The sequence below is a fragment of the Pseudogracilibacillus sp. SE30717A genome, from assembly GCF_037071985.1.
Taxonomy (GTDB): Bacteria; Bacillota; Bacilli; order Bacillales; family Amphibacillaceae; genus Pseudogracilibacillus.
Map to the genome: position 1 here is coordinate 267,836 of NZ_JAXHDF010000003.1, position 23,636 is coordinate 291,471.

Below are 23,636 nucleotides of genomic sequence, written 5' to 3' on the forward strand. Positions count from 1 at the left end.
TATGTCAGATGATGAAATTATTGTTATTGATCAAGATAAAAGAGGTGAGCAGATGACAACAACTAACGATGAACGATTATTAGCAATGCTTATTTATGTAACTAGTTTTTTTACAACAATCATAGGACCAATTATCATTTGGTTGGTAAAACGAGAAGAATCAACGTTCATAGATTTTCATGGTAAGGAATATATAAATTTTATTATTTCTTATGCGGTATATGGAATTGTGGCGGCGATTACGATGATCATATTAATTGGCTTTGTCCTAGCACCTTTAGTAGGGGTGGCAGCAGTCGTTTTTACAATTATTGCAGCGGTAAAGGCGTATCAGGGAGAAATGTATAGAATACCGCTTATTTTCCGTATTATAAAGTAAGAATGACAGAGGAAAACGGGCAAATAACAAATTGCTCGTTTTTTTTAAAGCCATTCCCGGTATGGATGTTATAATAAAACGTGCCTGCCACAAATGATTTTAAACGAGAAAGTAATCGAAATTAAACTAACATAGGAACTATTGTCATATGATTTAAAATAAATTTGAGAAAATACATAAAATCTTCATAGTGGGAGTAAAACATATGTACAGTCAGTAAAAAAAATAGACAGGGAGACTAGCATATGCACAAGATAAAAGCTGATGGACAGGCATATAAAAAGTTATTGCAACAATACTTAGAAAGTAATAACAAAAGTTACCTAGATGAAGCAAAGCAAATGAGTATATCTTTTGTCAGTAGAAACATATATCCCGAGGAAATTGTTCGCATCCACATGAAGGCTATCGATAGCTTATACGGGGAAGTGTTTAATGAATATCGACAATCATTGGAATTTTTATTAGAGTCACTAATTGCCTATCGTGTCGCACATGAAGAGTATGAGAAATTAAAACTAGAACAATTCGAATTAAGATCAGAAATTCAAGTTGCAGCGAATATGCAAAAAACATTGTTAGCTACAGAAATCCCGAAAATAGAAGGTCTTGATATCGGAGCAATTAGTGTTCCACTTCATCAAATGAATGGAGACTATTACCATTTTATTACGGCGGAGGATGGGGCGTTGGGTGTAGCGATAGCAGACGTAATAGGTAAGGGTGTTCCTGCTGCACTTTCTATGTCAATGATAAAGTATGCTATGGACAGTTTTTATGAAGAAGCAATGACACCAAGTGGAATTTTGCGTAATTTGAATCGTGTAGTTGAGCGAAATGTGGCATCAAACATGTTTATAACGATGTTTTATGGACAATATTTCCCGAATTCAAGTGTTTTTCGATTTGCATCTGCAGGACATGAACCTGGATTCTTATTTCGTGCTAAAGATAAATCATTTATTGAATTTGATGCAAAAGGATTAGTATTAGGAGTTTTAAAACATACACATTACACACAATATGAAATTAAAATTGAAACAGGCGATATGATAGTTCTGTTAACAGATGGTGTGACTGAGTGTCGTCGTGGAGATAGGTTTATTAATCGGGAAGAAGTGATTGAAGTAATTGAAAAATATGCACACTTACCTGCACAAAAGCATGTTGAACGTGTTTACATGCACTTTAATCAATTGGATGACTTTCAATTAAAAGATGACTTTACATTAATTATTATGAAAAAAACAGTTTAATATATAATAGTAAGGGAATATACATGATACATAAAAGATTAATAGATATACCGATACATATATGGGGTGATAATGGTGAATTTGTCAATCGATGTAATTGAAGAGAGGGAAAAAAACTTTATTGTTAAATTAAGCGGTGAAATAGATGTTTATACTGCACCGAAATTAAAGAAAGAAATTCTCCCATTAACTGAAGAAGCAGGAAATAAAGTTAATATAGATCTTGAGCATACACATTATTTAGACAGCACTGGTCTAGGTGTGTTTATCAGCGCATTTAAATCGACTAAAAATAATCAAAGTGAAATGAAGTTAATTAATGTTCATGACCGGGTTCTTCGACTATTTAAAGTAACCGGTTTACATGAAATAATGGACTTAAGTGCTGAAGAAATAGATGGGGGGGAAGTGAATAATGGAAGATTTTGATTTTATTGAAATGAAAGTTCCGGCAAAAGCAGAATATGTAGGTGTTATTCGCTTAAGTATTTCAGGAATTGCAAGTAGAATGGGGTTTTCATATGAAGCAATAGAAGATTTGAAGGTAGCTATTTCGGAAGCCGCGACCAATGTTGTCGCCCATGCATATGAAAAAAAAGAAAAAGGTGAATTAACACTTGGGTTTGGTGTTTATCATAATCGGTTAGAGGTAATGGTTTCTGATCAAGGCGATAGTTTTAATTTTGCAGAAATAAAAGATCGGATTGGACCTGTTACCTCTGTTGATGATATAAGTCCTGTCTCACAAATGCGTGAAGGAGGTTTTGGTTTATTTCTAATTAATGCACTTATGGATAAAGTGGAAATTAATAATGAGTATGGCGTCATTGTGTTAATGACAAAATATCTCGATGAAACTGAGGTGGATGTAAATGAACAAGTCCAAGCAAACCAATAAAGAAGAAGACGATGTATACAGTTGGATTGAGCATTTACAAAAACATCCCGATAATGAAAAGATGAAAGAAAAGATCGTTTTACACTATGAACGTCTTGTTCATTCATTAGCTCGTAAATATTCACATAATCGTGGAAACCATGAGGATCTTGCACAAGTTGGCATGATAGGCCTCTTGATTTCAGTAGAACGGTTTAACAAAGATTATGGAAAATCATTTGAGGCCTTTGCAATCCCCACTATTATTGGTGAGATTAAACGATTTATTCGGGATAGAACGTGGAGTGTTCATGTACCACGCCGTATAAAAGAATTAGGACCTAAAATAAATAGAGCGGTAGATGAATTAACAAATAAGTTACAAAAGTCGCCAACTGTACAAGAAATAGCAGAACATTTAAGTGTAACCGAAGAAGAAGTTTTGGAAACGATGGAAATGTCTAAAAGCTATAAAGCATTGTCAGTTGATTATAAACATGAAGTGGATGCCGAAGGAGGCGCTGTCTCCATTTTAGATTTAGTAGGATCTGAAGAAGAAAATTATAAAAAAGTGGACATACATATGATGCTGGAGAGTGTTTTTCCAGTTCTACCTGAACGAGAACAGCAAATATTAAAATATATCTTTTTCGACAATTTAAGTCAGCAGGAAGTGGGAGAACTCCTTGGTATTTCCCAAATGCATGTATCTAGGCTACAGAGACGTTCACTTAGAAAATTACGTGAAGTTTTGGAGCAGGAATCAGACAGTTATTATGTAGTTGATTAGTAATCGGCATTTCTACTTCATTTAAGTAGATAAGCATCAAAAACAGCTGATAAATCTGAGGAGAGATTACAGAATATTAAGAAAATATTACAAATAAATAATTATTTCTTGATCGATTTAAAAAAATTCGATCGTAGCCTCTGTGGATTAAGAAAACATCTATACGAAAGTTGGCGTGGTATTAAATCACGCCAACTTTCCTGTTTTTATCTTCTTTCTTCGCTTGATGATTACTTGATTAAAATCAACGCCCCAATAAAATTAATTTTAGATGGGTCTTTGTTTTTAACATAACCACTTGTACGCCATATATTTCAGCAATTCTGCCAAATAAAGGAGCAAAGATTCCACCTACATTTACTGCTATTTCTTTCACTTCACCTAAAGGTAAATCACTAAATGTCGCCTGTATGAGTACCGCTGCCATTCCAACGTCCGACTACATAATCACCTTCTGCAATTAGGTCTTCAACAGTCCAAAAATTTAAATCAAGGAAGGGAGCTCTTAATCAATCTAGCTTAGTAATAATTTCTTGTGGACCGGTTAATTTTCCATGAAGGAGATACTGAAATATAATATCTTCCGAAGCCAACTCATGAATGAAATCTGGATTTTAATCTTTCGTCAAAACAGCTGTAAACCATTTTGCTACTACTTCTTTGTTTTCTACTGACATAAAATCAACTCCTAACACTTTTTTAATATTATAAGTTATACATTAAACGTCTTTTTTCTAAATAAAACCCTTTTGGAATTGAACAGCAATATATAAATAGTTTTTTTATATAATGTTTTTATATCTTGCTCTTTAACTTGAAATATGTTTCTATTATTGTTCATTCGTGTAGAATTTAAATAAAGGAGATGAAATGATGATATTAAAACTTACGGAAGAAAGGAAAAAAGCGATTATCGAAAATGATAAGAACTATGATGATCATTTCTTTTATGCTGTAAAAACAACTAGGATATTTTGCAGACCCTCATGTAAATCAAGAGTGCCGAATTTTGATAATGTTACTATCTTTTCCCGAGCAGAAGATGCTTTACAAGCGGGATATAGACCTTGCAAACGATGTAAATCTGGTGGCAGAAGTTTACCTGACGAAGAATGGATATCACATGTTGAAATGTATATAGAAGGAAATTATTCAAAACCTTTAACATTAAAATATATAGCAGATAATTGCCACAGCAGCCCATATCATCTTCATCGGGTGTTTAAAAATATAAAGGGAATTACTCCGCTAGAATATGTACAGAGTATTAGAATGAAAAAGGCAAAAGAGTATTTATTAAATACGGATTTACCCATTAAGGAAATAGGAAGATTAGTTGGGATTGCGAATGCTGCGAGATTTTCAACTGTATTTAGAGAGCAAATTAGCCAGAGTCCAAGCCAATTTAGAAAAAATAATAAAAAGAAGGTGTTATTAAATGCACAATAAACAAGAACAACCGATTTATTATGGAAAATTAGAGCACAAACAATGGGTACTTTATATTGCAGCGACTGACAAAGGACTATGTTTTGTTGGATCTCCTAATGAAGGAATAGAAGAGCTGCAAGTTTGGACAGATAAAAATAGACCTAACTCTAAAATGATGGAAAATGAAGAGAAAGTTAATAGATATGTTCATCAACTTAAAGAATATCTGAATGGGAAAAGAAAAGAATTTGATGTTCCTGTCGATTTAAAAGGTACACCTTTTCAAGAGTCGGTGTGGAAGGAATTGCAAAATATTCCTTATGGAGAAGTAGTTTCATACTCAGATATTGCTGAAAAAATTGGAAATCCACAAGCAGTGCGGGCAGTTGGAGCAGCAAATGGAGTAAATCCAGTTATGATTGTTGTTCCTTGTCACCGAGTAGTTTCTAAAAGTGGGAATCTCACTGGTTTTCGTGGAGGTTTAGAAATGAAAAAAACACTTCTTGCTGTGGAAGAATCAAATAAGACGGGAGTTTAGGAAAAAGTGAGATTATGGGAAGAAAAGAAAAACCATATTTTAATAAAAGTACCTGAAGCATTTGATTTTAAGGTGAACTTAGATTATTTACAGAGAGAACAAAACGAATGTATGTATGAAATAGAAGACGATAAAATTACTCGTATTATTGAAGTAAATCATGTTCGTACGTTAGTACGTATCAGTGCAGCTGATAATGACTATTTAGATGTTGAATTTTTGGCTAATACAAAGCCTGATTTATTAGAATACAAAGAAGCAGTGGTCCGCTACATTTGTGAATGGTTTGACCTTGATAATGACATTATGCCTTTTTATAAAATGGGATTTCAAGACTCATTGCTAAAACAGCCAATAGAAAAATTTTATGGGCTTCGTAATATAGGTATAAATGATTTGTTTGAAGCTCTATGCTGGGGAATCTTGGGACAACAGATTAATCTTAAATTTGCGTATACATTAAAGCGTCAGTTTGTAGAAAAGTTTGGAGAGTCCTTAGACTATGAAGGTAAAAAGTACTGGATTTTCCCTTCCTTTGATAAAATTGCAGAGTTAAGTCTCGAAGATATGGCAGACATAAAAATGACGAAAAAGAAAAGTGAATATATTATCGATGTTGCAAAGCTAATGAAAAATGGACATTTATCGAAAGAAAAAATGTTGAATTTTGATGATTTCAAGCTAGCTGAAAAAGAATTAATTCGTATCAGAGGTATTGGTCCTTGGACAGCTAATTATGTTTGTATGCGATGTCTTCGATACCCAACTGCTTTTCCGATTGACGATGTCGGGTTAATTAATGCGATTAAGTTAGTAAATGGAATGGAAAGAAAACCGACTAAAGATGAAATCAGAGAGTTAGCTTCTGAGTGGAAGAATTGGGAAGCCTATGCAACATTCTATTTGTGGCGATTGCTATACTGATTTATAAAATTTATTTAAGGAGGAAATATAAAATGTCAATTATTTCACGTGTACAAGGACTTGACTGGGTAAATATTCATCATACATTGGATGAGAATGGTTTTGCTATATTAGATCCCTTATTAACAAAAAAGGAATGTGAAGATTTTATAGTAATGTATGAAGAGGAACAAGCCTATCGAACAACCATTGATATGAAGCGTTATCGTTTTGGAAAAGGGCAATATAAATATTTCGACTACCCCCTGCCTCAAATTATTCAAGATTTACGAGTTACTTTTTATCCTGAGTTAGCTAAAGCAGCTAATCGCTGGGGTGATTATCTTCGAAAAGGAAATTGCAGTAAATATCCAACGTATCCTGATCAGCATGCAAATTTTATTCAGATGTGTGAAGCGGCCGATCAAGTGAGACCAACACCACTTATATTGAAATACGGTGAAGGTGATTACAATGCACTACATCAAGATCTTTACGGAGATGTATATTTCCCGTTTCAAGTCGTTTTTATGTTAAATGAAAAAGAGCAAGATTTCACTGGTGGTGAGTTTATGCTTGTCGAACAAGTACCTAGAGCGCAAAGCAGAGGACATGTTGCAATGCCTAACCAAGGCGGAGCTGTTATTTTCCCTACCAATCATAGACCTGTTGAAGGTAAGAAAGGTTATTATAAAAACACTATACGTCATGGTGTAAGCACCATAACGTCTGGAAATCGTTACGGTTTAGGTATTATCTTCCATGATTCAAAATAGGGTGATTACTATGAACAAAAAATATACGACATCAAAAAAATTATTAAATAAAGGTACTGGCTTTTTAAAAGGTTATAGTCATACATTAAATCCATATGTAGGGTGCGCCTTTGCATGTTCGTATTGTTATGTACGTCAATTACCTGTACAAACATTTCGTGAAGATAGTTGGGGAAATTGGCTGGATGTAAAAGAAAATGCAGCAAACATATTAGAAAAAGAATTAAAACGTGAAAAAGCAAAGGGTTCCGTAACCATTTTCATGTCGTCAAGTACAGACCCTTATCAGCCTATTGAATACAAGGAAGAAATTACGAGGTCTTTATTAAAAATTATGGTAAATAATCCTCCTGATTTTTTATTCATTCAAACTAGAAGTTCTCTCGTATTGAGGGATATTGACTTGATTAAAAAATTAGGTAATCGTGTAAGAGTAAGTATGACTATCGAGACAGATTCAGAAGATATTCGTAAACACTTTTCTCCCTATGCACCTCCTATTCAAGGAAGATTAAAGGCTTTAAGAGTTTTAAAGGAAAATAATATTGCAACCCAGGCAACAATTGCTCCACTTTTACCAAGTTCTAAAGATTTCCCATCTATACTTTCTAAAATTACTGATAGAGTTTGTATTGACGATTATTTTATGGGTGATGGGAGTGGTGGTAAACGAACGGCAAGATTGGGTATATATCGTAAATACGAGGAGTTGGGTATGGAGAAATGGTATGAAAAGGATACTTACTTAAAACTATATAGACGTTTTGAAAAGCAGTTTAATAGCAATCAACTATATATTAGTCAGTCAGGGTTTATGCCATGATTAAGGTGGTTATTGTATGTATACTCTAATAGATTCAAATGGTAAAGCATATCTAAGTAAGGAAAAAGGGATTCTTGGAGGACATAAAAAAGGTAAAATTTACGGAAACCTTAATTGTAAATCAGCCTCACGAGCTATTGAAAAAGGTGATTATAAAACAGAAAGAGTATTTTTTAGAGATGAAAAAACAGCTATAAATGCTGGATATAGACCATGTGCCGTATGTATGCCGGAGAAATATCATAAATGGAAAAGTACTCAGACAAAAAATTAAAACCGATACAATAGCATATGCAGTCACCGTTTTTCATTAATTAAAGGATAAGTAGTAGCTTTTTGTCCATAAAGTCATCCATATATTTTTCTACTTGTATACGTCTAGTACTTTTTGAATGCTCATTTGTAGGTGAAAAACTCATCAACAGACTCATTAAGTAACGATACAAGGTCATAAAGGACCTGAATACTTGGGTGCTGTCCCTTATTTTCAATATTAGTTAACTAGGCTCGGGTTAAACCTTGTTTTCTATGGGCTTCTTTCATCGCAAGTCCGAACGCTCTAAAATCGTATTTATCCTCTTTTTTACTCATAATATCTCTTAGATCACTTCATATCAAAAAAAGACAAGAACTGTTTCAAATGAATTCGAACAAGTGGCTAATTTGTTCTATGAAACGTCATATATAAGGATAGTTTTTGTAAAAAATAATATCAAATTCTTTGATTTATCTGCCTTCTTTTTAATGCGAATTTCAATGTTTCTTTTGGAATTTCACTTTCTCAAACATGTTCTTTAAGAAAGCCTTCTCTCATAATCTAAAGTGAAATAGACGCTCATTTTGATCGTCTATTTTTAGAAACTTTATTTTTTGTACAAATTCCACTTGAACACTGCCTATAAACATTGATATAATAAGGTTTTTTCATGTTTTCTTATGTCAGCAGACTCGTAAACCGAAGTTTTTAAATGGGGAATTCTTCTAATTGTACATTTAAAGACAAGGTATATTTGCAATACATTTGAATGGTCTATGAAAATGAATAAATGAAGATCCGTATTTATAGCGAGAATACAACACTGTGATTCCTCCATTAAAGAAAATGTATTATCCGGCATAACTTTGGTAAAATGAAGAATGTGAAAGGAGAGTTGTACCGGTGAATGAAAAATTATTACTTGTAGTAGCAAAAGAATTGAATATGAAGCAATCAACTGTTAAACAGGTGATTTCATTATTAGAAGAAGGGAATACAGTTCCGTTTATTGCTCGTTATCGTAAAGAGGCAACTGGAGGATTAGATGAGGTAACGATTAAAACAATCCAAGATACATGGCATTATGCTGTTCAATTAGCAGAGCGAAAAGAAGAGGTATTACGGCTAATAGACGAACAAGGAAAATTGACGGACGAATTAAAGAAGGATATTGAACAAGCGACTAAACTTCAACGAGTGGAGGATTTATACCGTCCTTATCGAAAAAAACGGAGAACTCGGGCTACAATAGCGAAAGAAAAAGGACTTGAGCCACTCGCCAAACAGGTTTGGGAGCAAAATATCCAAAATCTTGAGACAGAAGCAGTACAATTTTTATCGGAAGAACATGAACTTACATCTGTAGAAGATGTGCTTGCTGGTGTAAGTGATATTATTGCAGAATGGATTTCTGATGATCCTACTTATCGAGACTTTATTCGTGAAACTACATGGAATCAAGGAATTCTTGTAACTGAATCAAAAGAAGTAGAAAAAGATGAAAAAGAAATTTATAAAATGTATTACGAGTATTCAGAAGCTATTCGGTCGCTTGTATCTCATCGAATCCTTGCGATTAACCGTGGGGAAAAGGAAAATGTTCTTAAAGTGACCATCAATCCTCCGATGGAAAAAATTATTACATATCTTAAAGAAAAAGTTATTAAAAAGGAAATATCTAGTGAATCAGCTCAGCTTTTAACAGAATCGATTGATGACAGTTATAAACGTTTAATTGAACCTTCCGTAGAAAGAGAAATCCGAAATCGATTAACTGAAATGGCAGAAGAACAAGCGATAAGTGTGTTTTCTGAGAATTTACGAAATCTATTGCTGCAGCCACCATTAAAAGGAAGAACGATTTTGGGAGTTGATCCAGCTTTCCGGACAGGTTGTAAATTAGCAATCATTGATGAAACAGGTAGAATGTTTGAAATTAATGTTATTTATCCAACCGCTCCTAGAAATGACGTAGCTGGTGCAGAAAAGGTCGTTCTTCAATTATTGAGAAAGCATGAGGTTCAATTAATTGCGATCGGAAATGGAACAGCTTCTCGTGAGACGGAGCAGTTTATAGCAAATATGATTCAAAAAAATTATTTAGATATACCTTACATCATTGTAAATGAGGCCGGAGCGAGCGTTTATTCAGCTTCCGAGCAGGCTCGTGAGGAATTTCCAGATCTGGAAGTAGAGGAAAGAAGTGCTATTTCTATTGCAAGACGAGTGCAGGACCCGTTGGCAGAGCTTGTAAAAATTGATCCAAAATCAATTGGTGTTGGTCAATATCAACATGATGTAAGTCAGAAAGAATTAACTAGCTCACTAAATTTTGTTGTTGAAACGGCGGTTAACCAGGTTGGAGTAAATGTCAATACTGCGTCAAGTTCGTTACTAGAACACGTAGCAGGGCTTAGTAAGACGACTGCAAAAAATATTATTAAGCAAAGAGAAGAACTTGGTAAATTTTCTAATCGATCAGAACTGAAAAAAGTTCCTCGTCTCGGACCGAAAACATATGAACAGAGTATCGGATTTTTAAGAATAATTGATGGAGTCCACCCGCTTGATCAAACACCGATTCACCCTGAGAGCTATAAAGTTACCGAAACTCTATTACAGGAAATTGGTTTTGATCTGAATGATGTCGGAACTGAACAACTTAGGGAGACGTTAGCGAATGTAAATGTCGGGGAAATGGCTGAAAAATTAAATATTGGTACACCTACATTATCCGATATTATTGATGCACTTAGAAGACCTGGAAGAGATTTAAGAGATGACTTCCCACAACCGATTTTAAAACAAAAAGTACTAACGTTGGAAGACTTAGAGCAAGGAATGGAAATGGAAGGTACAGTTCGAAATGTCGTTGACTTTGGTGCCTTTATTGATATAGGAGTAGGCCAAGATGGTCTCGTACATATTTCAAAACTCGCTAAAAAGTTCGTTAAACACCCGATGGATGTTGTTTCTGTTGGAGATGTTGTGACTGTATGGGTAGAAGATGTAGATGTCAATCGAGGTCGTATTGCTTTAACGATGGTGAAATAAATAAAGAAGACATGCATTAGATCTGCAAAATAAAATTATGTAAAGAGAACAAAACCCTGTCAGCCATATAGCTAACAGGGTTTTTCTTCATTATTCAGCTGCACTTACAGCCGCTTCTACTTTACTCATATCAATTCCTGCTGCTTTTGCAACACCTTCACCATATGCAGGATCTGCTTTATAACAACTAACGATATAGCGAATTTTAATAAATTCTTCCGCGCCTTCGAAATTTCTTGCTGTATTATTAAATAAAGCTTCTTTTTGTTCATCAGTCATTAGGTTGAACAGTTTTCCTGGTTGTTCATAGTAATTATCATCATCTTCTCTAAAGTTCCAATGTGTTGCATCCCCATTAATTTTAAGAGGTGGCTCCATTACTTCAGGTTGTTCTTGCCATTCCCCATAGCTGTTTGGCTCATAATGAAGCGTGCTGCCATGGTTCCCGTCTACACGCATTGTTCCATCTCTGTGGAAGCTATGGACTGGGCATTTCGGCGCGTTAACAGGAATCTGATGGTGGTTAACTCCAAGACGATAACGTTGTGCATCAGCATATGAGAATAATCTAGCCTGTAACATCTTATCTGGTGAATATCCGATTCCTGGTACGATGCTTGCAGGTGAAAAAGCAGCTTGTTCCACTTCAGCGTAATAGTTATCTGGGTTTCTATTAAGCTCGAATTCTCCCACTTCAATTAATGGAAAATCTTTTTTATACCAAACTTTTGTTAAATCAAAAGGATTGTATGGCATATTTTCAGCTTCTTCTTCAGTCATCACTTGGATGTACATCTTCCATTTCGGATAGTCACCATTTTCAATGCTTTCATATAAATCTCTTTGGTGAGTTTCACGATCCGTCCCAATTAGTCCCGCAGCTTCTTGATCTGTTAAATTCTCAATTCCTTGTTGAGTACGCATATGAAATTTTACCCAGACGCGCTCGTTATTCGCATTAATCATACTGTATGTATGACTTCCAAATCCATGCATATGACGATATGATTTTGGAATACCACGTTCACTCATAATAATCGTCACTTGATGAAGTGCTTCTGGTAATAAGGACCAGAAGTCCCAGTTATTATTAGGCGAACGCATATTTGTACGTGGATCACGTTTAACAGCGTGGTTTAAGTCAGGAAATTGCATGGCATCTCTAAAAAAGAATACCGGTGTATTATTACCGACTAAATCCCAGTTACCTTCTTCGGTATAAAACTTTAATGCAAATCCACGAATATCTCTTTCAGCATCTGCAGCTCCACGTTCACCCGCAACCGTAGAAAAACGTGCGAACATGTCAGTTTTTTTACCAACTTCTGAGAAGATTTTTGCTTTCGTGTATTTGGTAATGTCGTTAGTTACAGTGAATGTCCCGAATGCACCTGATCCTTTTGCATGCATTCTACGCTCTGGAATTACTTCACGATTAAAGTTTGCCAGCTTTTCAATTAACCAAAAATCTTCTAATAATACTGGACCTCGAGGACCTGCAGTCTTTGAATTTTGGTTGTCTGGAACAGGCATTCCCGCTGCCGTAGTTAACCTTCTCTTATTGTCATTGTTTTGTTTATTGTTACTCATGAACAAAAGCACCTCCAGCGTTATTTTTGAAAAACTTACTTTCTATGTAACCTACTTTTTGGAAATATCGGGTAGGGTTACTTTATAATTAGTATAATATCATATCAGTTATAAAATAACAATAACTATGCCCTGAATATCTTTTTACTATAAAAAAATACATTTAATGGTTTATATCACATTGATTTTGAGGCTTGATGTGAAATGAAGCATGGATTCGTAAGTTGATCATTATTAATTAAGAAATATATTAATGAAAGTAAAACTATTCTGGCAATAAATTATTAATTAAAATCAACTAATTGATAAAACGTTTAAGAGATATGGTAGAAGTTTGTCACATATATATTAAAATGAATCATTATTTGATATGATATCGTTATGTATTTATTTGTAGAGGAGATTTTTACATGAAGTGGAAAAATATTTACCGAGGAATGGCAATGGGAGTGAGTGACGTTGTACCCGGAGTGAGCGGTGGAACAATCGCAGTTCTATTAGGTTTTTACAATCAGTTAATTGCGGCGATCAATGGTCTTTTTACAAGAGAATGGAAAAAACATCTTGGGTTTTTAATCCCTCTTGGAATTGGAATGGCCCTTGCTATATTTTCGTTTAGCCGATTAATGGATTGGTTATTGAACTATTATGAACAACCAACATATTATTTTTTTATCGGTCTAATTATTGGAATTTTACCATATTTATTTCGGGAGTCTGATGCGAGAAATAAATTCAAATGGCAACATGTTTTACTTTTGTTTGTAGGAATATTTCTTATTAGTCGATTGAATATTAGTCCAGATGAAGGGGCGATTATTACAGATAGATCTTTTTCAATATATCTGTTGTTGTTTTTCTCGGGATTCATTGCCAGTGCCGCAATGATATTACCAGGAATCAGTGGCTCTCTTGTTTTGGTTGTCATTGGTGTTTATAAAACGGTAATAAATGCTGTAAGTACATTTGATTTTACTGTTATTATCATTGTTGGAATTGGCATTGCTTTAGGGATAATAACGATGAGTAAAGTGATTCATTATTTTTTAAGAAATTATCAAACTGCTACATTTGCGCTTATTATCGGGCTAGTCATTGGATCTGTTTTTGTTATTTTTCCAGGATGGACTTCAAACGTCACTCAACTTACACTATGTATCGTATTATTTGCTCTCGGTTTAATCGTTGCATATGTATTAGGAAAAGTAGAGTATTAACAACATTTCGGTAATTCATTATAATGCACTATAAACGTTCTGCTTCTAATTGAAACTTTTCATTTTAGAGGTAGGGCGTTTTCTATTTTTATTCATTATTTCCATTGCTCTGATTCACTTGCAATTTAATGAATTATGAAATTCATTCATTAAATTAATATAAAATCTTAATTCACATCATTTTTTTATGTTAGCTTAATAGTAAACTATTAATAGTATTTAGTACGTGAAATGTATATATAGGCATGAGCCTAAAAGAAGAACAAGTAGGTGATGATAGTGATTCATTTGCAATTGGATCAAGTGAAAACAGTGTTAAATCAAAAAGAGTTGGTTAAAAACATTTCTTTTTCACTTCATCGGGGAGAAGTTTTGGCATTAGTTGGTCATAATGGAGCTGGGAAATCCACGATAATGAAAACAATCATGGGTATGTTGGAAAAAAGAGAGGGTAAAATTAAAATCCTTCAGAAGTTTGATCAGGATGAGCAGTTTGTATTATTTAAAAAATACATTTCTTATTTACCTGAAGAACCGATGCTGCTGACAGAATTAACAGTTCTGCAACATTTTCAATTGTATGGAATGAGCTATGAAATAGAAGAGGAATTATTTAACCAACGTCTTCAATATTACTTAAAAGGATTTGAACTTACTACGAAACTTCAAGCCTATCCTGAAGAGTTGTCAAAAGGCATGAGGCAAAAGGTTCAAACCATCTGTGCGTTATTACCAGAAGTACCTGTACTCTTAATTGATGAACCTTTTATGGGATTAGATATATACGCGGTTGATTTTTTACTAAAAACAATTAAAGAAAAAGTGAAGCTTGGGACAAGTATTTTACTTACAACGCATCAATTGGATCAATTACAATCATTGGCTGATCGATATATTTTGCTGGAACAAGGAAAAGTGAAATCTGAGGGAGCAATTGATCAATTTGATACGATCACTAGAGGATATGAAGATGTTTAAGCAAATCGTTTTTCTGAAAAGAAATCGGATTCGTAAAAAGAGTAAACTAGTTAAACAAGTATTGCTGCTATCTTTTGATTTCACTTCTCTTTTTTACACCCTTCTCGTCATAGGTTATTTCGTGATAGCAATAGTTATGGAAGGGAATATTAGGAACAATATTCAAGATAAAATAATTTCAATAGAGGCGTATACGGTTGAACAGTTTTGGGTAATTCTTACAGCTATTCCAATCATATATATCATTCGAAGTTTTAACCAGCCAGGAGTTATTTTTTCAACTGCTGAATATACATTAACGTTTTTACCAAATACATTGCAACAAGTATGGAGAGTAGTTGCTATAGAACGGTGGATAAAAAGCGGAATTACATATTTGATTGGTGGAATAATTATTTATATTTTATCACCAACAAGTGCTTCCATTGTGCTGCTTTATATTTTTATCCTAATAGGACTGAATGTACTCATGACACTGCCTGAATGGAAACTGTTCCAACAACATTTATGGTTAAAAATAGTCGTCTTAATTAGTTTAATTTTAATTAATTTAGTAAACCTTTATCTTAAGTCATCTTTTTTAAGTATTTTATTTATTGCAATATTATTCTTAATTAACGTACTCTTATTACCAAGAACGTTTCAACAAATAGATTGGAAAAAAGTAACTGCCGCTAGTGATTTTAAAATATGGAATATGGTTATGATTTCCTATGTAACGAAAATAAAGTATAGAAAAGAACGTCAATATAGTATTTGGCAGCGATTATCTTTTTGGAAGAAACCTTTTCTTTATAAAAAGTCAGTTGGATATAATCGCTTATGGCATTTATATTTTGAGAAAAACATAGGTGTTTGTTTAAAATTAATTGGTGCACTTTTTCTGCTTCTATTTTTAATCTTATTTATTAAAGAAGAATTATTTTTTTTGGCGATTGCCTTTACAATTCATAGTTCTTCAACAGTTGCTGCAAGTTTATTTAATGACCGTTTGCGAACAGATTTAGTACAGATGCTTCCTTGGGATTTGACACTATTCAAACAAACTATTTTAAAGTGGATATATAGTACGAGTGCTCTTTTATTATTACCGATTATTATGTTTATATTTAGAGATTTATCTGTTTGGACACTGATTCACGTATTGGCAATGATATTTTCATTTCTTTTTCTTATGCCAATTAAAATTGAAAAAGTCTTTAAAAAATTTGATAATAAAGCATCAGATTTTAAGTGGACAGAGATATTTTGTTATATTCTAATTTTATTAATCATTATTAGCAATATATATTTGGAATTCCTTATCGGAGTTTGTTTAATGATGGGAATAATTCCGATTCTAAAAAAAGCTGAGAAATAAATATAAGTGATGTCGTGATACACACCTGCCGGGACAAATGCATATATTATCATAGTAATTAGATATAGCGAGGTGTTTTAAATGGTGAATGAAAATGAGTATTACCGCCCAATAATGCCTAACCATTATTACCCGGAGGCCTCCTATACACCAGGATATTACTATCCGATGTATGCAGAGCAAGCGTATTATTATAACCCATATATGCAAAATAATAGTTTTCCGCCCCAAATGCAAATGATGCCACCAAATATACAGCCTAATAATTTTGAGAATCCTGCCCCGCCACAAGGAGCAGTTTCCAACGGTGTTATGCAACAATTTTTGGATGAAAATGGAACTGTAGATATCCAGAAAATGCTTCAAACTGTCGGTCAATTAGCTGACACAGTTCAGCAAGTTTCTCCAGTTATTAGGCAATTAAATGATTTAATTCGTGCATTTAGAGCATAAGTTTAGTTTGTCTATTTTCTGTAGCCCAAACTGTTTGTTACATGTAATAAAAAATTGAAAAAGGGGAATAAGAATAGTATCTTCAAAAGGTTTAGCTCCATTCCTTTGGTCAAATAGGGAGAGTGAAAAAAGTGATTGGATGCTTGATTATCCACGGATTTACAGGAGGGCCTCATGAAGTTGAGCCTTTGCGAGCATATTTATCTAAACGAACAGATTGGAAAATTGAAGTACCTGTTTTAAAAGGGCATGGAAAAGAACTAAATTTAGAAGACGCTTCACATGAACTATGGTTGGAAGACGCACGCATTGCACTAGAAAATTTGCGAAAAAACTGTGATAAAGTATATGTAATTGGCTTTTCAATGGGCGGAATGATAGCTGCATATTTAGCCGCAACTCAAAAAATTGAACGGCTTGTGCTCCTAGCAACAGCAAGAAGGTATTTATCGTTTAAATATTTGAGTTTTTATATAGCAGAAATGATTGGCGATGGATTTAAAGGGAAATTAAATGAAAATGATCTGTTTCTCCATTATAAGAGTAAGTTCGGAGATGTCCCTTTAAAGGCAAATATAGAGTTCATGAAGCTTGTTAATCGTACAAAGCAATACTTAAAAGATATTACTACACCAGTTTTTATCGCTCAAGGTCATAAGGATGAAATGGTTCCGTATAAAGCAGCATATTATTTAGATGAAGAGATAAGTTCCGAACATAAAGAAGTCGTATTTTTTGAACAATCGGATCACTTGATATGTCTAGGAGAAGATAGCGATGTCTTAAACAAAATGATTTACGACTTTTTAACTCAAGAGATATGTGAAGAAACGAATCAAATAGAAAAATCCACCATCTAATTGGTGGATTTTTCTATTCTTTTTCGTTATTTCCACGATGAGATATGGTGACACGAGATTTTCTAGTCGTACTCATAATAAATAAAAATAGCCCAAAAATGACAATGGAACCGCCAAGCCATTGAGAAGAAGTAACGGCTTCTTCTAGAATAAAATAAGCAAGAATAGTTGCTCCGATCGGTTCAAAAACGATTGCCATTGAAATTGTAGAAGTACTAAGCCATTTCAAAGCCCAATTAAAAAGGGTATGTCCCAAAAATGTTGGAATAATTGCTAAACCAAGGAATAGAACCCAATGGTTTGCGGAATAATGAAATAAATCATTCCCAATTAGTAAGTTGTAAATTAGTAATGCAACCGAACTAGTTCCATACACAATAAATGTATAGGTTATAAGCGATAAATTTCTTCTAAGTTGTTGTCCAAGGAGAAAATATCCTGTAACTGTCACAGCCCCCAATAAGGCTAAAATATCACCTAAAAGGGCTAAACCACTAATTTGGAGATCTCCCCATCCGATAATAAAACTTCCGACAAGAGTAATTAACATACTTATAACCGCAGCAACCGAAAAGCGTTCCCCAAAAAAGAAATACGTACCGATGAACGCAAAGACCGGTTGTAATGTTACCAAAACTACGGAACTGGCTACTGACGTATAGTTAAGCGACTCGAACCAAAGAATAAAATGGAGGGCCAAAAATATACCTGAAATGGTAGCTAAGATCCAATCACGTTTTGCGATAGCACGGATTTCTTCTTTATATTTAAATAAGACGATCGGAAGCATAATAATAACAGACAGAAAAAGTCGGTAAAAGGCAATAATGCCAGCTGGAGCACCTGACGCTAATTTAACAAGTATTGCAGATGTAGAGACAGCGATTACACCTATCACCACAGCTATATAAGGATTAAATGGAGGAAAGCGCAACATCTATTCTCCTTTATACAGATTGTTTAAGAACATGACTATTATATCTCATTATTCCCTTTTTCGCAGAGAATGAACATAAAAGATTAATTATTATCTAATTTGGGTATATAAAATAGAAAGTCTCTTCGTTAAATATTAATTTTAAAAGTGGATTAGATTTAAGACATTATGCTATACTTATAAAGCTGTATACATGAGATATGGAGAAGGGCAACTATCCATTATGGAGGAAGCCTCCTGCAACTTTAAGGTTTAACTAGTCAATTATTTAAGTGAAATTAAAAATAGAAGTGATACATAGATCGCCCAATCAGGCATCTATCAAGTGTACGTTCAAAAAGTCCGCTGATATTGTTTAAAAAAGTAAACAGTTGTTATTGATCAAGGCATTTTTGAACGACCTCTTAAAGTAACATAGAAGGTTTCCGCTTATGTAAAATATTTTACAAGGTAGGAAAAGGAGATAAAAGATGACAACTTTTAATGAATTAAACATATCGGCACCTATTTTAAAAGCATTAGAGTCGATGGGATTTGAAGAAGCAACACCAATTCAGGCACAAACAATACCTCATGCTTTAGAGGGAAAAGATGTAATCGGACAAGCACAAACTGGTACGGGGAAAACGGCGGCATTCGGTATTCCGATGATTGAACAATTTGATTCCAAGGTTCGTGCAGTTCAAGGATTAGTTGTAGCTCCTACAAGAGAGCTTGCAATTCAAGTAGCTGCTGAAATTAACCGATTAGGAAAATTTAAAGGAATCCGCGCTTTGGCTGTATACGGAGGTCAACATATGGACCGCCAAATACGTGCGCTTAAAGATCGACCACAAATTGTTGTTGCTACTCCTGGAAGGTTACTGGATCATTTAAGACGTCGCACAATTCGTTTAGATGCGATTAAAGTAGCCGTCTTGGATGAAGCAGATGAAATGCTAAACATGGGCTTTATTGATGATATTAAAGAAATATTAAGGTCTATACCTGAGGAGCGACAAACGTTACTGTTCTCTGCTACAATGCCTAAAGAAATTCGGGAAATTGCTACAACGTTAATGAAAAATCCTGAGGAAATCAAAGTTAAAGCAAAAGAAATGACTGTAGAAAATATCGTTCAATACTTTATGGAAGTTCCAGAAAAATTTAAATTTGATACGTTAACAAACCATTTTGATATTCATTCACCAACATTAGCGATTGTTTTCACACGCACAAAGAAACGTGTAGATGAAATAACAGATGGTCTACAAGTCCGTGGATTCCGTGCTGAAGGGATTCATGGTGACTTAACACAGGGAAAACGTATGTCTGTATTAAATAAATTTAAACATGGACGTATTGAGATACTTGTTGCAACCGATGTTGCAGCTCGTGGATTAGATATTTCAGGAGTCACTCATGTGTATAATTTTGATATCCCGCAAGACCCTGAAAGTTATGTACACAGAATTGGGCGTACTGGAAGAGCTGGAAAAATGGGAGAAGCAATTTCATTTGTAACTCCACGTGAAATGCCACATTTACGCTTAATTGAGCAAGTTACTAAAAGTAAAATGAAACGTCTTGTTCCACCAACAAATCAAGAAGCTGCTAGAGGGAAACAACAAGCAACGGCAGAAAATATTATTAAAGCAATCGATACGGAAGATTTAAAATCATTTAATCAAACGGCTACAGAATTGTTAGAAGAACATGATTCAATTTCTGTTGTGTCTGCTGCGTTAAAATTATTAACGAAAGAACGGAAAAATGTTCCTGTTCGTATTTCTTCGGTCCAGCCGATTAGTGTTAAAAATGTCCAACGCGGCGGTGGTCGTGACTCAAAACGACGCCAAGGTGGAAGCGGAAAACGATTTTATGGAAAACGTCCACAAAGTGGTGGAGGACGCCGAAAAGGAAATTTCCAAAAACGTCGCGGTCGCTAAGATAGAGAAACTTTCTACCCAATTGGGCTGAAAAAAGTGTTCTAGACATTAAAGATCCGAATGATGATTCAAAAGGTTTTGAATCAACTCGGGTCTTTTGTTGTTTATAACTTAGATCAGCTCATCCTTGTGACATCAGTTGCACGAGGTTCAATAGATGTTTATAGAAACAATGTAGTTAGTACTATTCGTCAACGATCATTTATTTCTTGATTTGCTATCTTTTTATTATCAACATGAATGCTTTTCATACCTTCATAGTAAATGTATTTATTTCTTAAATAGCTTTCCAACTCTCCATTATCATAAAGAAGCTTATTTAAGTAATCTTTCGAACTATTAATCCTATTTTTAATTTCCTTCTGGGATTGTGTGATAGAGCCGTGTCCAGGTATGTGAGTCTTTATATGATGATTATGTAAAATATTTTCGGCTTTATTAATTGTAGATACATAGTCTTTATAACTGCCAAATATGAAAGGAAATTCTACATCAGATAGGTAATCTCCTGAAAGAAATATTCCATATGGTTCAATTACAGCAAATAAACTATCATTGGTGTGGCCGGGTGCAAGATAGAAAGTTATTGTTAATGATCCTAATGTTAATTTTTGTCCATCAATTGTAATAACAATATCTACAGCAGGATATACAGGTTTATAGTTTCTATTCAAATAATATTTTTTGTCAAACATATGTATTTGATGGATAATTTCATCTTTGTTTGGATGATTGTCAAATTGTTCAGTAGCTATTATTTTAGCTTCTGGAAAGGCTCCAGAACCAATAATATGGTCGAAATCACTATGTGTATAGATAATATATAATTGTTTATTACCGATATTCTTCGTAATATACTTTTTAATTTCTTCAATTTCATTAGGCAGCCAATTGGGATCAGTCATGATTAAAACATCATTTGTTTGTATAATTGCCGATGTTGTCATAAATAAAGAACTTTGAAAAACTGTAATATTATCATTATTGAAGTGAATCATATAAACTCTTCTCCTTCTATAATATTTATTCTTGATTCAACTTAAGCATATCAACGCCTAATTAACAAATTTAATAAAAAATAGATTAATAGAAAACTTAAAAGGTTATTAGAATTTGACGCTTTTTCTTGGAGAAAACAGACTCATAAATTCTAAAATAAAAATAAAAATTACGTACGATAATATTTATATGGTAAACTATGAGGGGAGAAAGTGAGGTTTAGACATGAGGGAACAACCGAAAAATAATATAGCGTTTAAAGCAATAAAAGCTTGGAGAATATCCGCATCTCTTTATATGATAGGTTTATGGTTACTTATAGGAACGTTGGCTGTTTTAACATACATATTTAAGTTCTCATATTTGTATACAGGAATTGCTGCATGCATAGGGATAGTTTTTGTTTTTATTTTTGTATACCTGATTCCTAAACTTAGATATAAGAGATGGCGTTATGAAATATTCGAACAAGAGATATATATTCAGCATGGAATATTAATTGTTACAAGAACTATTATTCCTATGATCCGTGTTCAACATGTTGATACTCAGCAAGGGCCAATCCTCAAACGGTATCATTTAGCAACAGTTTCCATATCTACTGCAGCAACAACTCATGAGATTCCAGCCTTATTAGAAGAAGATGCTTCGGATATGAGAGACAGAATCTCTACATTGGCAAGGGTGGATGAGGATGATGTGTAATGAACAGGAATTGAGAAATGAAAATCCGTTTAGTAAGCCACAACGGCTTCATCCCGCTGCAATGTATTTCAACCTTATCAAAGTTATTAAAGAAACTATATTTGGGTTAGGGATTGGACTTATTTTCACGTTAAAAGAATCATTATTTTACTTTTTACTTTTTATTTCTATCTTTTTAATATTGTTGATTATTTCTAGTATTTTATCATGGCTCAGGTTCACCTATCGAATTGAGGAAAATGAATTGCGTATTGAACAAGGGATTTTCATACGAAAAAAACGTTATATTTCTTTAAATCGCATTCATAAAATTGATCTGACGGCAAACGTGATTCATCGAATTTTTAAACTTGTAAAAGTTCAAATAGATACTGCGAGCAGTGGAGATGGTGCGGAAGTTTCGTTGAGTGCAATTAAGACAGAAGATGCTGTCCGTTTACGTAAAGTACTGAAAAGGCAAGAAACTTTACAGAATATAGTGGAAACAGATGAGAGTAATTCTATGAAGAAAATCTCATGGATACGTCTCTTTATTGCTGGGACAACTTCTGGAAGTGTCGGTATTATTCTTGTTGCACTCCTTGCTGGTTTTACGCAAATCGAGGAATTGATCCCTAAAAAGCTATATAATACGACTTATACTTGGATAATCGATCAAGGTATAATTATAATAGTGGGGCTCATTATTTTTATGCTTTTATTATTATGGTTATTCGGCATCGCAGGAACGATGATAAAATATGGGAATTTTACAATAGAAAAAAGAGCTGCAGAGTTGTTTGTTAAACGTGGTTTACTAGAAACTAAGGAATTAACTATTCCTTTCGATCGTATTCAAGCTATTGGTATAGAACAAAGTTTAATTCGCCAGCCGATTAAATTTGTACGAATTTTTGCAGTTGTTGCTGGAGGGTCTTTTGATAAAATGGAACCATTTCCAGTATTATTTCCACTCATTCATGAAAAGGAAGTGGAACAATTTTTACGGGAATATTTACCAGATTATCAACAACAAAAAACTGAACTAATTCCATTATCAAAACGTGGTCGAAAGTTCTATTTATTTAATACTACTATTTTATTTGTATTAGCTTTGATTCCTGTGTTGTACTTTTTTCCTTCCTTCAGCTGGATTCCATTATGTTTCATAATACTGAGTTTGGCACTTGGTTGGATGCAACATAAAGACGGGGGATATATGATTGATGGAAAAAGAATTACATTACAACATAGAAATCTAAATAAAGTCACTATAATGACCTATCATAGACGAATACAGTCGTTGCAAAAAAGACAACATAAAATCCAGATGTATCAACGGATTGCCTCTACAAAAATTTCTCTCATAGGAATGGGAGGTCTTGGAACACACTATTCGTTAAAACATGTAGAAGAGGAAGATGCAAATAAAATTGCAGATTGGTATTCGTATAGAAAACAAGTAGAGGAAGATTAAGTGCGTGTCTAGAGATTTCATAGTAAGATAATCAATTAATGGGAGAAGTGATTCTCCCATTTACTTTCAA

At 33.8% G+C, this 23,636-nt stretch carries 24 protein-coding genes and 1 pseudogene; 20 read left to right on the forward strand and 5 right to left on the reverse strand.

Annotated elements, in window-relative coordinates; genetic code table 11:
- The first annotated feature begins 1 nt into the window (after position 1).
- The 5 genes from SPD48_RS06400 (at position 2) to sigB (ending at position 3,302) form a co-directional block, all read left to right on the forward strand.
- Entirely contained in the window at positions 2-379 is a 378-nt protein-coding gene (locus SPD48_RS06400) for a DUF4870 domain-containing protein (protein ID WP_442962115.1), read from the forward strand.
- A 245-nt stretch (positions 380-624) separates the two neighbouring features.
- A complete protein-coding gene (locus tag SPD48_RS06405) occupies positions 625-1,635 on the forward strand; it encodes a PP2C family protein-serine/threonine phosphatase (protein WP_336257253.1) in 1,011 nt (336 codons plus the stop codon).
- Positions 1,636-1,707: 72 nt separating this feature from the next.
- Positions 1,708-2,064, forward strand: a complete 357-nt coding sequence (locus SPD48_RS06410) for an STAS domain-containing protein (RefSeq protein ID WP_336257254.1) — start codon at positions 1,708-1,710, stop codon at positions 2,062-2,064.
- Complete coding sequence (gene rsbW, locus SPD48_RS06415; RefSeq protein ID WP_336257255.1) at positions 2,051-2,533, forward strand: anti-sigma B factor RsbW; 483 nt, start codon at positions 2,051-2,053, stop codon at positions 2,531-2,533. Before SPD48_RS06410 ends, rsbW begins: the two co-directional genes overlap by 14 nt.
- Complete coding sequence (gene sigB / locus SPD48_RS06420) at positions 2,508-3,302, forward strand: RNA polymerase sigma factor SigB (RefSeq protein ID WP_336257256.1); 795 nt, start codon at positions 2,508-2,510, stop codon at positions 3,300-3,302. The genes rsbW and sigB overlap by 26 nt, the downstream gene beginning before the upstream one ends.
- A gap of 244 nt (positions 3,303-3,546) precedes the next feature.
- On the opposite strand, the gene SPD48_RS06425 is transcribed toward sigB, so the two are convergent.
- Entirely contained in the window at positions 3,547-3,729 is a 183-nt protein-coding gene (locus tag SPD48_RS06425) for a hypothetical protein (protein ID WP_336257257.1), read from the reverse strand.
- A gap of 446 nt (positions 3,730-4,175) precedes the next feature.
- Here SPD48_RS06425 and SPD48_RS06430 point away from each other — a divergent pair, with 446 nt between their 5' ends.
- The 6 genes from SPD48_RS06430 to SPD48_RS06455 are packed head-to-tail and all read left to right on the forward strand — an operon-like array spanning position 4,176 to position 8,047.
- Positions 4,176-4,751 carry a bifunctional transcriptional activator/DNA repair enzyme AdaA gene (locus SPD48_RS06430; protein WP_336257258.1) on the forward strand — a complete coding sequence of 192 codons (576 nt, stop codon included), beginning with the start codon at positions 4,176-4,178 and terminating at the stop codon, positions 4,749-4,751.
- Positions 4,741-5,271 carry a methylated-DNA--[protein]-cysteine S-methyltransferase gene (locus SPD48_RS06435; RefSeq protein ID WP_336257259.1) on the forward strand — a complete coding sequence of 177 codons (531 nt, stop codon included), beginning with the start codon at positions 4,741-4,743 and terminating at the stop codon, positions 5,269-5,271. Before SPD48_RS06430 ends, SPD48_RS06435 begins: the two co-directional genes overlap by 11 nt.
- 6 nt (positions 5,272-5,277) lie before the next feature.
- Complete coding sequence (locus tag SPD48_RS06440) at positions 5,278-6,195, forward strand: DNA-3-methyladenine glycosylase family protein (RefSeq protein WP_336257260.1); 918 nt, start codon at positions 5,278-5,280, stop codon at positions 6,193-6,195.
- Between the two features lie 32 nt (positions 6,196-6,227).
- A complete protein-coding gene (locus SPD48_RS06445) occupies positions 6,228-6,950 on the forward strand; it encodes a 2OG-Fe(II) oxygenase (RefSeq protein ID WP_336257261.1) in 723 nt (240 codons plus the stop codon).
- 10 nt (positions 6,951-6,960) lie between these two features.
- Complete coding sequence (locus SPD48_RS06450) at positions 6,961-7,773, forward strand: SPL family radical SAM protein (protein ID WP_336257262.1); 813 nt, start codon at positions 6,961-6,963, stop codon at positions 7,771-7,773.
- 16 nt (positions 7,774-7,789) lie between these two features.
- On the forward strand, positions 7,790-8,047 hold the full coding sequence (locus SPD48_RS06455) for an Ada metal-binding domain-containing protein (RefSeq protein ID WP_336257263.1): 258 nt from the start codon (positions 7,790-7,792) through the stop codon (positions 8,045-8,047).
- Between the two features lie 40 nt (positions 8,048-8,087).
- Here SPD48_RS06455 and SPD48_RS06460 read toward each other — a convergent pair.
- Positions 8,088-8,364, reverse strand: a pseudogene (locus SPD48_RS06460) (helix-turn-helix domain-containing protein).
- Positions 8,365-8,974: 610 nt separating this feature from the next.
- On the opposite strand from SPD48_RS06460, the gene SPD48_RS06465 reads away from it, so the two are divergent.
- On the forward strand, positions 8,975-11,083 hold the full coding sequence (locus tag SPD48_RS06465; protein ID WP_442962122.1) for a Tex family protein: 2,109 nt from the start codon (positions 8,975-8,977) through the stop codon (positions 11,081-11,083).
- A gap of 90 nt (positions 11,084-11,173) precedes the next feature.
- On the opposite strand, the gene SPD48_RS06470 is transcribed toward SPD48_RS06465, so the two are convergent.
- A complete protein-coding gene (locus SPD48_RS06470; RefSeq protein WP_336257265.1) occupies positions 11,174-12,673 on the reverse strand; it encodes a catalase in 1,500 nt (499 codons plus the stop codon).
- A 410-nt stretch (positions 12,674-13,083) separates the two neighbouring features.
- Between SPD48_RS06470 and SPD48_RS06475 the strand changes: the two genes are divergently transcribed.
- From SPD48_RS06475 to SPD48_RS06495, 5 genes are all read left to right on the forward strand, one after another.
- Positions 13,084-13,890, forward strand: coding sequence for a DUF368 domain-containing protein (locus SPD48_RS06475; protein ID WP_336257266.1), 807 nt, complete (start codon positions 13,084-13,086; stop codon positions 13,888-13,890).
- Between the two features lie 273 nt (positions 13,891-14,163).
- Positions 14,164-14,868 (forward strand): ABC transporter ATP-binding protein, encoded by a 705-nt coding sequence (locus SPD48_RS06480; protein ID WP_336257370.1) that lies wholly within the window; start codon positions 14,164-14,166, stop codon positions 14,866-14,868.
- The gene (locus SPD48_RS06485) at positions 14,861-16,228 is read left to right on the forward strand and encodes a hypothetical protein (RefSeq protein WP_336257267.1); all 1,368 of its coding nucleotides are present in this window, start codon (positions 14,861-14,863) and stop codon (positions 16,226-16,228) included. Before SPD48_RS06480 ends, SPD48_RS06485 begins: the two co-directional genes overlap by 8 nt.
- An 84-nt stretch (positions 16,229-16,312) precedes the next feature.
- The gene (locus tag SPD48_RS06490; RefSeq protein WP_336257268.1) at positions 16,313-16,681 is read left to right on the forward strand and encodes a YppG family protein; all 369 of its coding nucleotides are present in this window, start codon (positions 16,313-16,315) and stop codon (positions 16,679-16,681) included.
- Positions 16,682-16,803: 122 nt separating this feature from the next.
- Positions 16,804-17,541 (forward strand): alpha/beta hydrolase, encoded by a 738-nt coding sequence (locus SPD48_RS06495; protein WP_336257269.1) that lies wholly within the window; start codon positions 16,804-16,806, stop codon positions 17,539-17,541.
- A 13-nt stretch (positions 17,542-17,554) separates the two neighbouring features.
- Here SPD48_RS06495 and SPD48_RS06500 read toward each other — a convergent pair whose 3' ends face one another.
- Positions 17,555-18,475: a DMT family transporter gene (locus SPD48_RS06500; RefSeq protein WP_336257371.1), complete on the reverse strand. Its 921-nt coding sequence runs from the start codon at positions 18,473-18,475 to the stop codon at positions 17,555-17,557.
- Positions 18,476-18,948: 473 nt separating this feature from the next.
- Between SPD48_RS06500 and SPD48_RS06505 the strand changes: the two genes are divergently transcribed.
- The gene (locus SPD48_RS06505) at positions 18,949-20,406 is read left to right on the forward strand and encodes a DEAD/DEAH box helicase (protein ID WP_336257270.1); all 1,458 of its coding nucleotides are present in this window, start codon (positions 18,949-18,951) and stop codon (positions 20,404-20,406) included.
- A 191-nt stretch (positions 20,407-20,597) separates the two neighbouring features.
- Here SPD48_RS06505 and SPD48_RS06510 read toward each other — a convergent pair whose 3' ends face one another.
- The gene (locus tag SPD48_RS06510; protein ID WP_336257271.1) at positions 20,598-21,404 is read right to left on the reverse strand and encodes an MBL fold metallo-hydrolase; all 807 of its coding nucleotides are present in this window, start codon (positions 21,402-21,404) and stop codon (positions 20,598-20,600) included.
- 226 nt (positions 21,405-21,630) lie between these two features.
- On the opposite strand from SPD48_RS06510, the gene SPD48_RS06515 reads away from it, so the two are divergent.
- Entirely contained in the window at positions 21,631-22,110 is a 480-nt protein-coding gene (locus tag SPD48_RS06515) for a PH domain-containing protein (RefSeq protein ID WP_336257272.1), read from the forward strand.
- Entirely contained in the window at positions 22,100-23,566 is a 1,467-nt protein-coding gene (locus tag SPD48_RS06520) for a PH domain-containing protein (RefSeq protein WP_336257273.1), read from the forward strand. The genes SPD48_RS06515 and SPD48_RS06520 overlap by 11 nt, the downstream gene beginning before the upstream one ends.
- Positions 23,567-23,636 lie beyond the last annotated feature (70 nt).

Bases quoted from the DNA above. Each gene is read 5' to 3' on its own strand.
- SPD48_RS06400 (WP_442962115.1), top strand. From the start codon at position 2: ATGTCAGATGATGAAATTATTGTTATTGATCAAGATAAAAGAGGTGAG.
- SPD48_RS06405 (WP_336257253.1), top strand. From the start codon at position 625: ATGCACAAGATAAAAGCTGATGGACAGGCATATAAAAAGTTATTGCAA.
- SPD48_RS06410 (WP_336257254.1), top strand. From the start codon at position 1,708: ATGGTGAATTTGTCAATCGATGTAATTGAAGAGAGGGAAAAAAACTTT.
- rsbW (WP_336257255.1), top strand. From the start codon at position 2,051: ATGGAAGATTTTGATTTTATTGAAATGAAAGTTCCGGCAAAAGCAGAA.
- sigB (WP_336257256.1), top strand. From the start codon at position 2,508: ATGAACAAGTCCAAGCAAACCAATAAAGAAGAAGACGATGTATACAGT.
- SPD48_RS06425 (WP_336257257.1), bottom strand. From the start codon at position 3,729: ATGGCAGCGGTACTCATACAGGCGACATTTAGTGATTTACCTTTAGGT.
- SPD48_RS06430 (WP_336257258.1), top strand. From the start codon at position 4,176: ATGATATTAAAACTTACGGAAGAAAGGAAAAAAGCGATTATCGAAAAT.
- SPD48_RS06435 (WP_336257259.1), top strand. From the start codon at position 4,741: ATGCACAATAAACAAGAACAACCGATTTATTATGGAAAATTAGAGCAC.
- SPD48_RS06445 (WP_336257261.1), top strand. From the start codon at position 6,228: ATGTCAATTATTTCACGTGTACAAGGACTTGACTGGGTAAATATTCAT.
- SPD48_RS06450 (WP_336257262.1), top strand. From the start codon at position 6,961: ATGAACAAAAAATATACGACATCAAAAAAATTATTAAATAAAGGTACT.
- SPD48_RS06455 (WP_336257263.1), top strand. From the start codon at position 7,790: ATGTATACTCTAATAGATTCAAATGGTAAAGCATATCTAAGTAAGGAA.
- SPD48_RS06465 (WP_442962122.1), top strand. From the start codon at position 8,975: ATGAAGCAATCAACTGTTAAACAGGTGATTTCATTATTAGAAGAAGGG.
- SPD48_RS06470 (WP_336257265.1), bottom strand. From the start codon at position 12,673: ATGAGTAACAATAAACAAAACAATGACAATAAGAGAAGGTTAACTACG.
- SPD48_RS06475 (WP_336257266.1), top strand. From the start codon at position 13,084: ATGAAGTGGAAAAATATTTACCGAGGAATGGCAATGGGAGTGAGTGAC.
- SPD48_RS06480 (WP_336257370.1), top strand. From the start codon at position 14,164: ATGATAGTGATTCATTTGCAATTGGATCAAGTGAAAACAGTGTTAAAT.
- SPD48_RS06485 (WP_336257267.1), top strand. From the start codon at position 14,861: ATGTTTAAGCAAATCGTTTTTCTGAAAAGAAATCGGATTCGTAAAAAG.
- SPD48_RS06505 (WP_336257270.1), top strand. From the start codon at position 18,949: ATGACAACTTTTAATGAATTAAACATATCGGCACCTATTTTAAAAGCA.
- SPD48_RS06510 (WP_336257271.1), bottom strand. From the start codon at position 21,404: ATGATTCACTTCAATAATGATAATATTACAGTTTTTCAAAGTTCTTTA.
- SPD48_RS06515 (WP_336257272.1), top strand. From the start codon at position 21,631: ATGAGGGAACAACCGAAAAATAATATAGCGTTTAAAGCAATAAAAGCT.
- SPD48_RS06520 (WP_336257273.1), top strand. From the start codon at position 22,100: ATGATGTGTAATGAACAGGAATTGAGAAATGAAAATCCGTTTAGTAAG.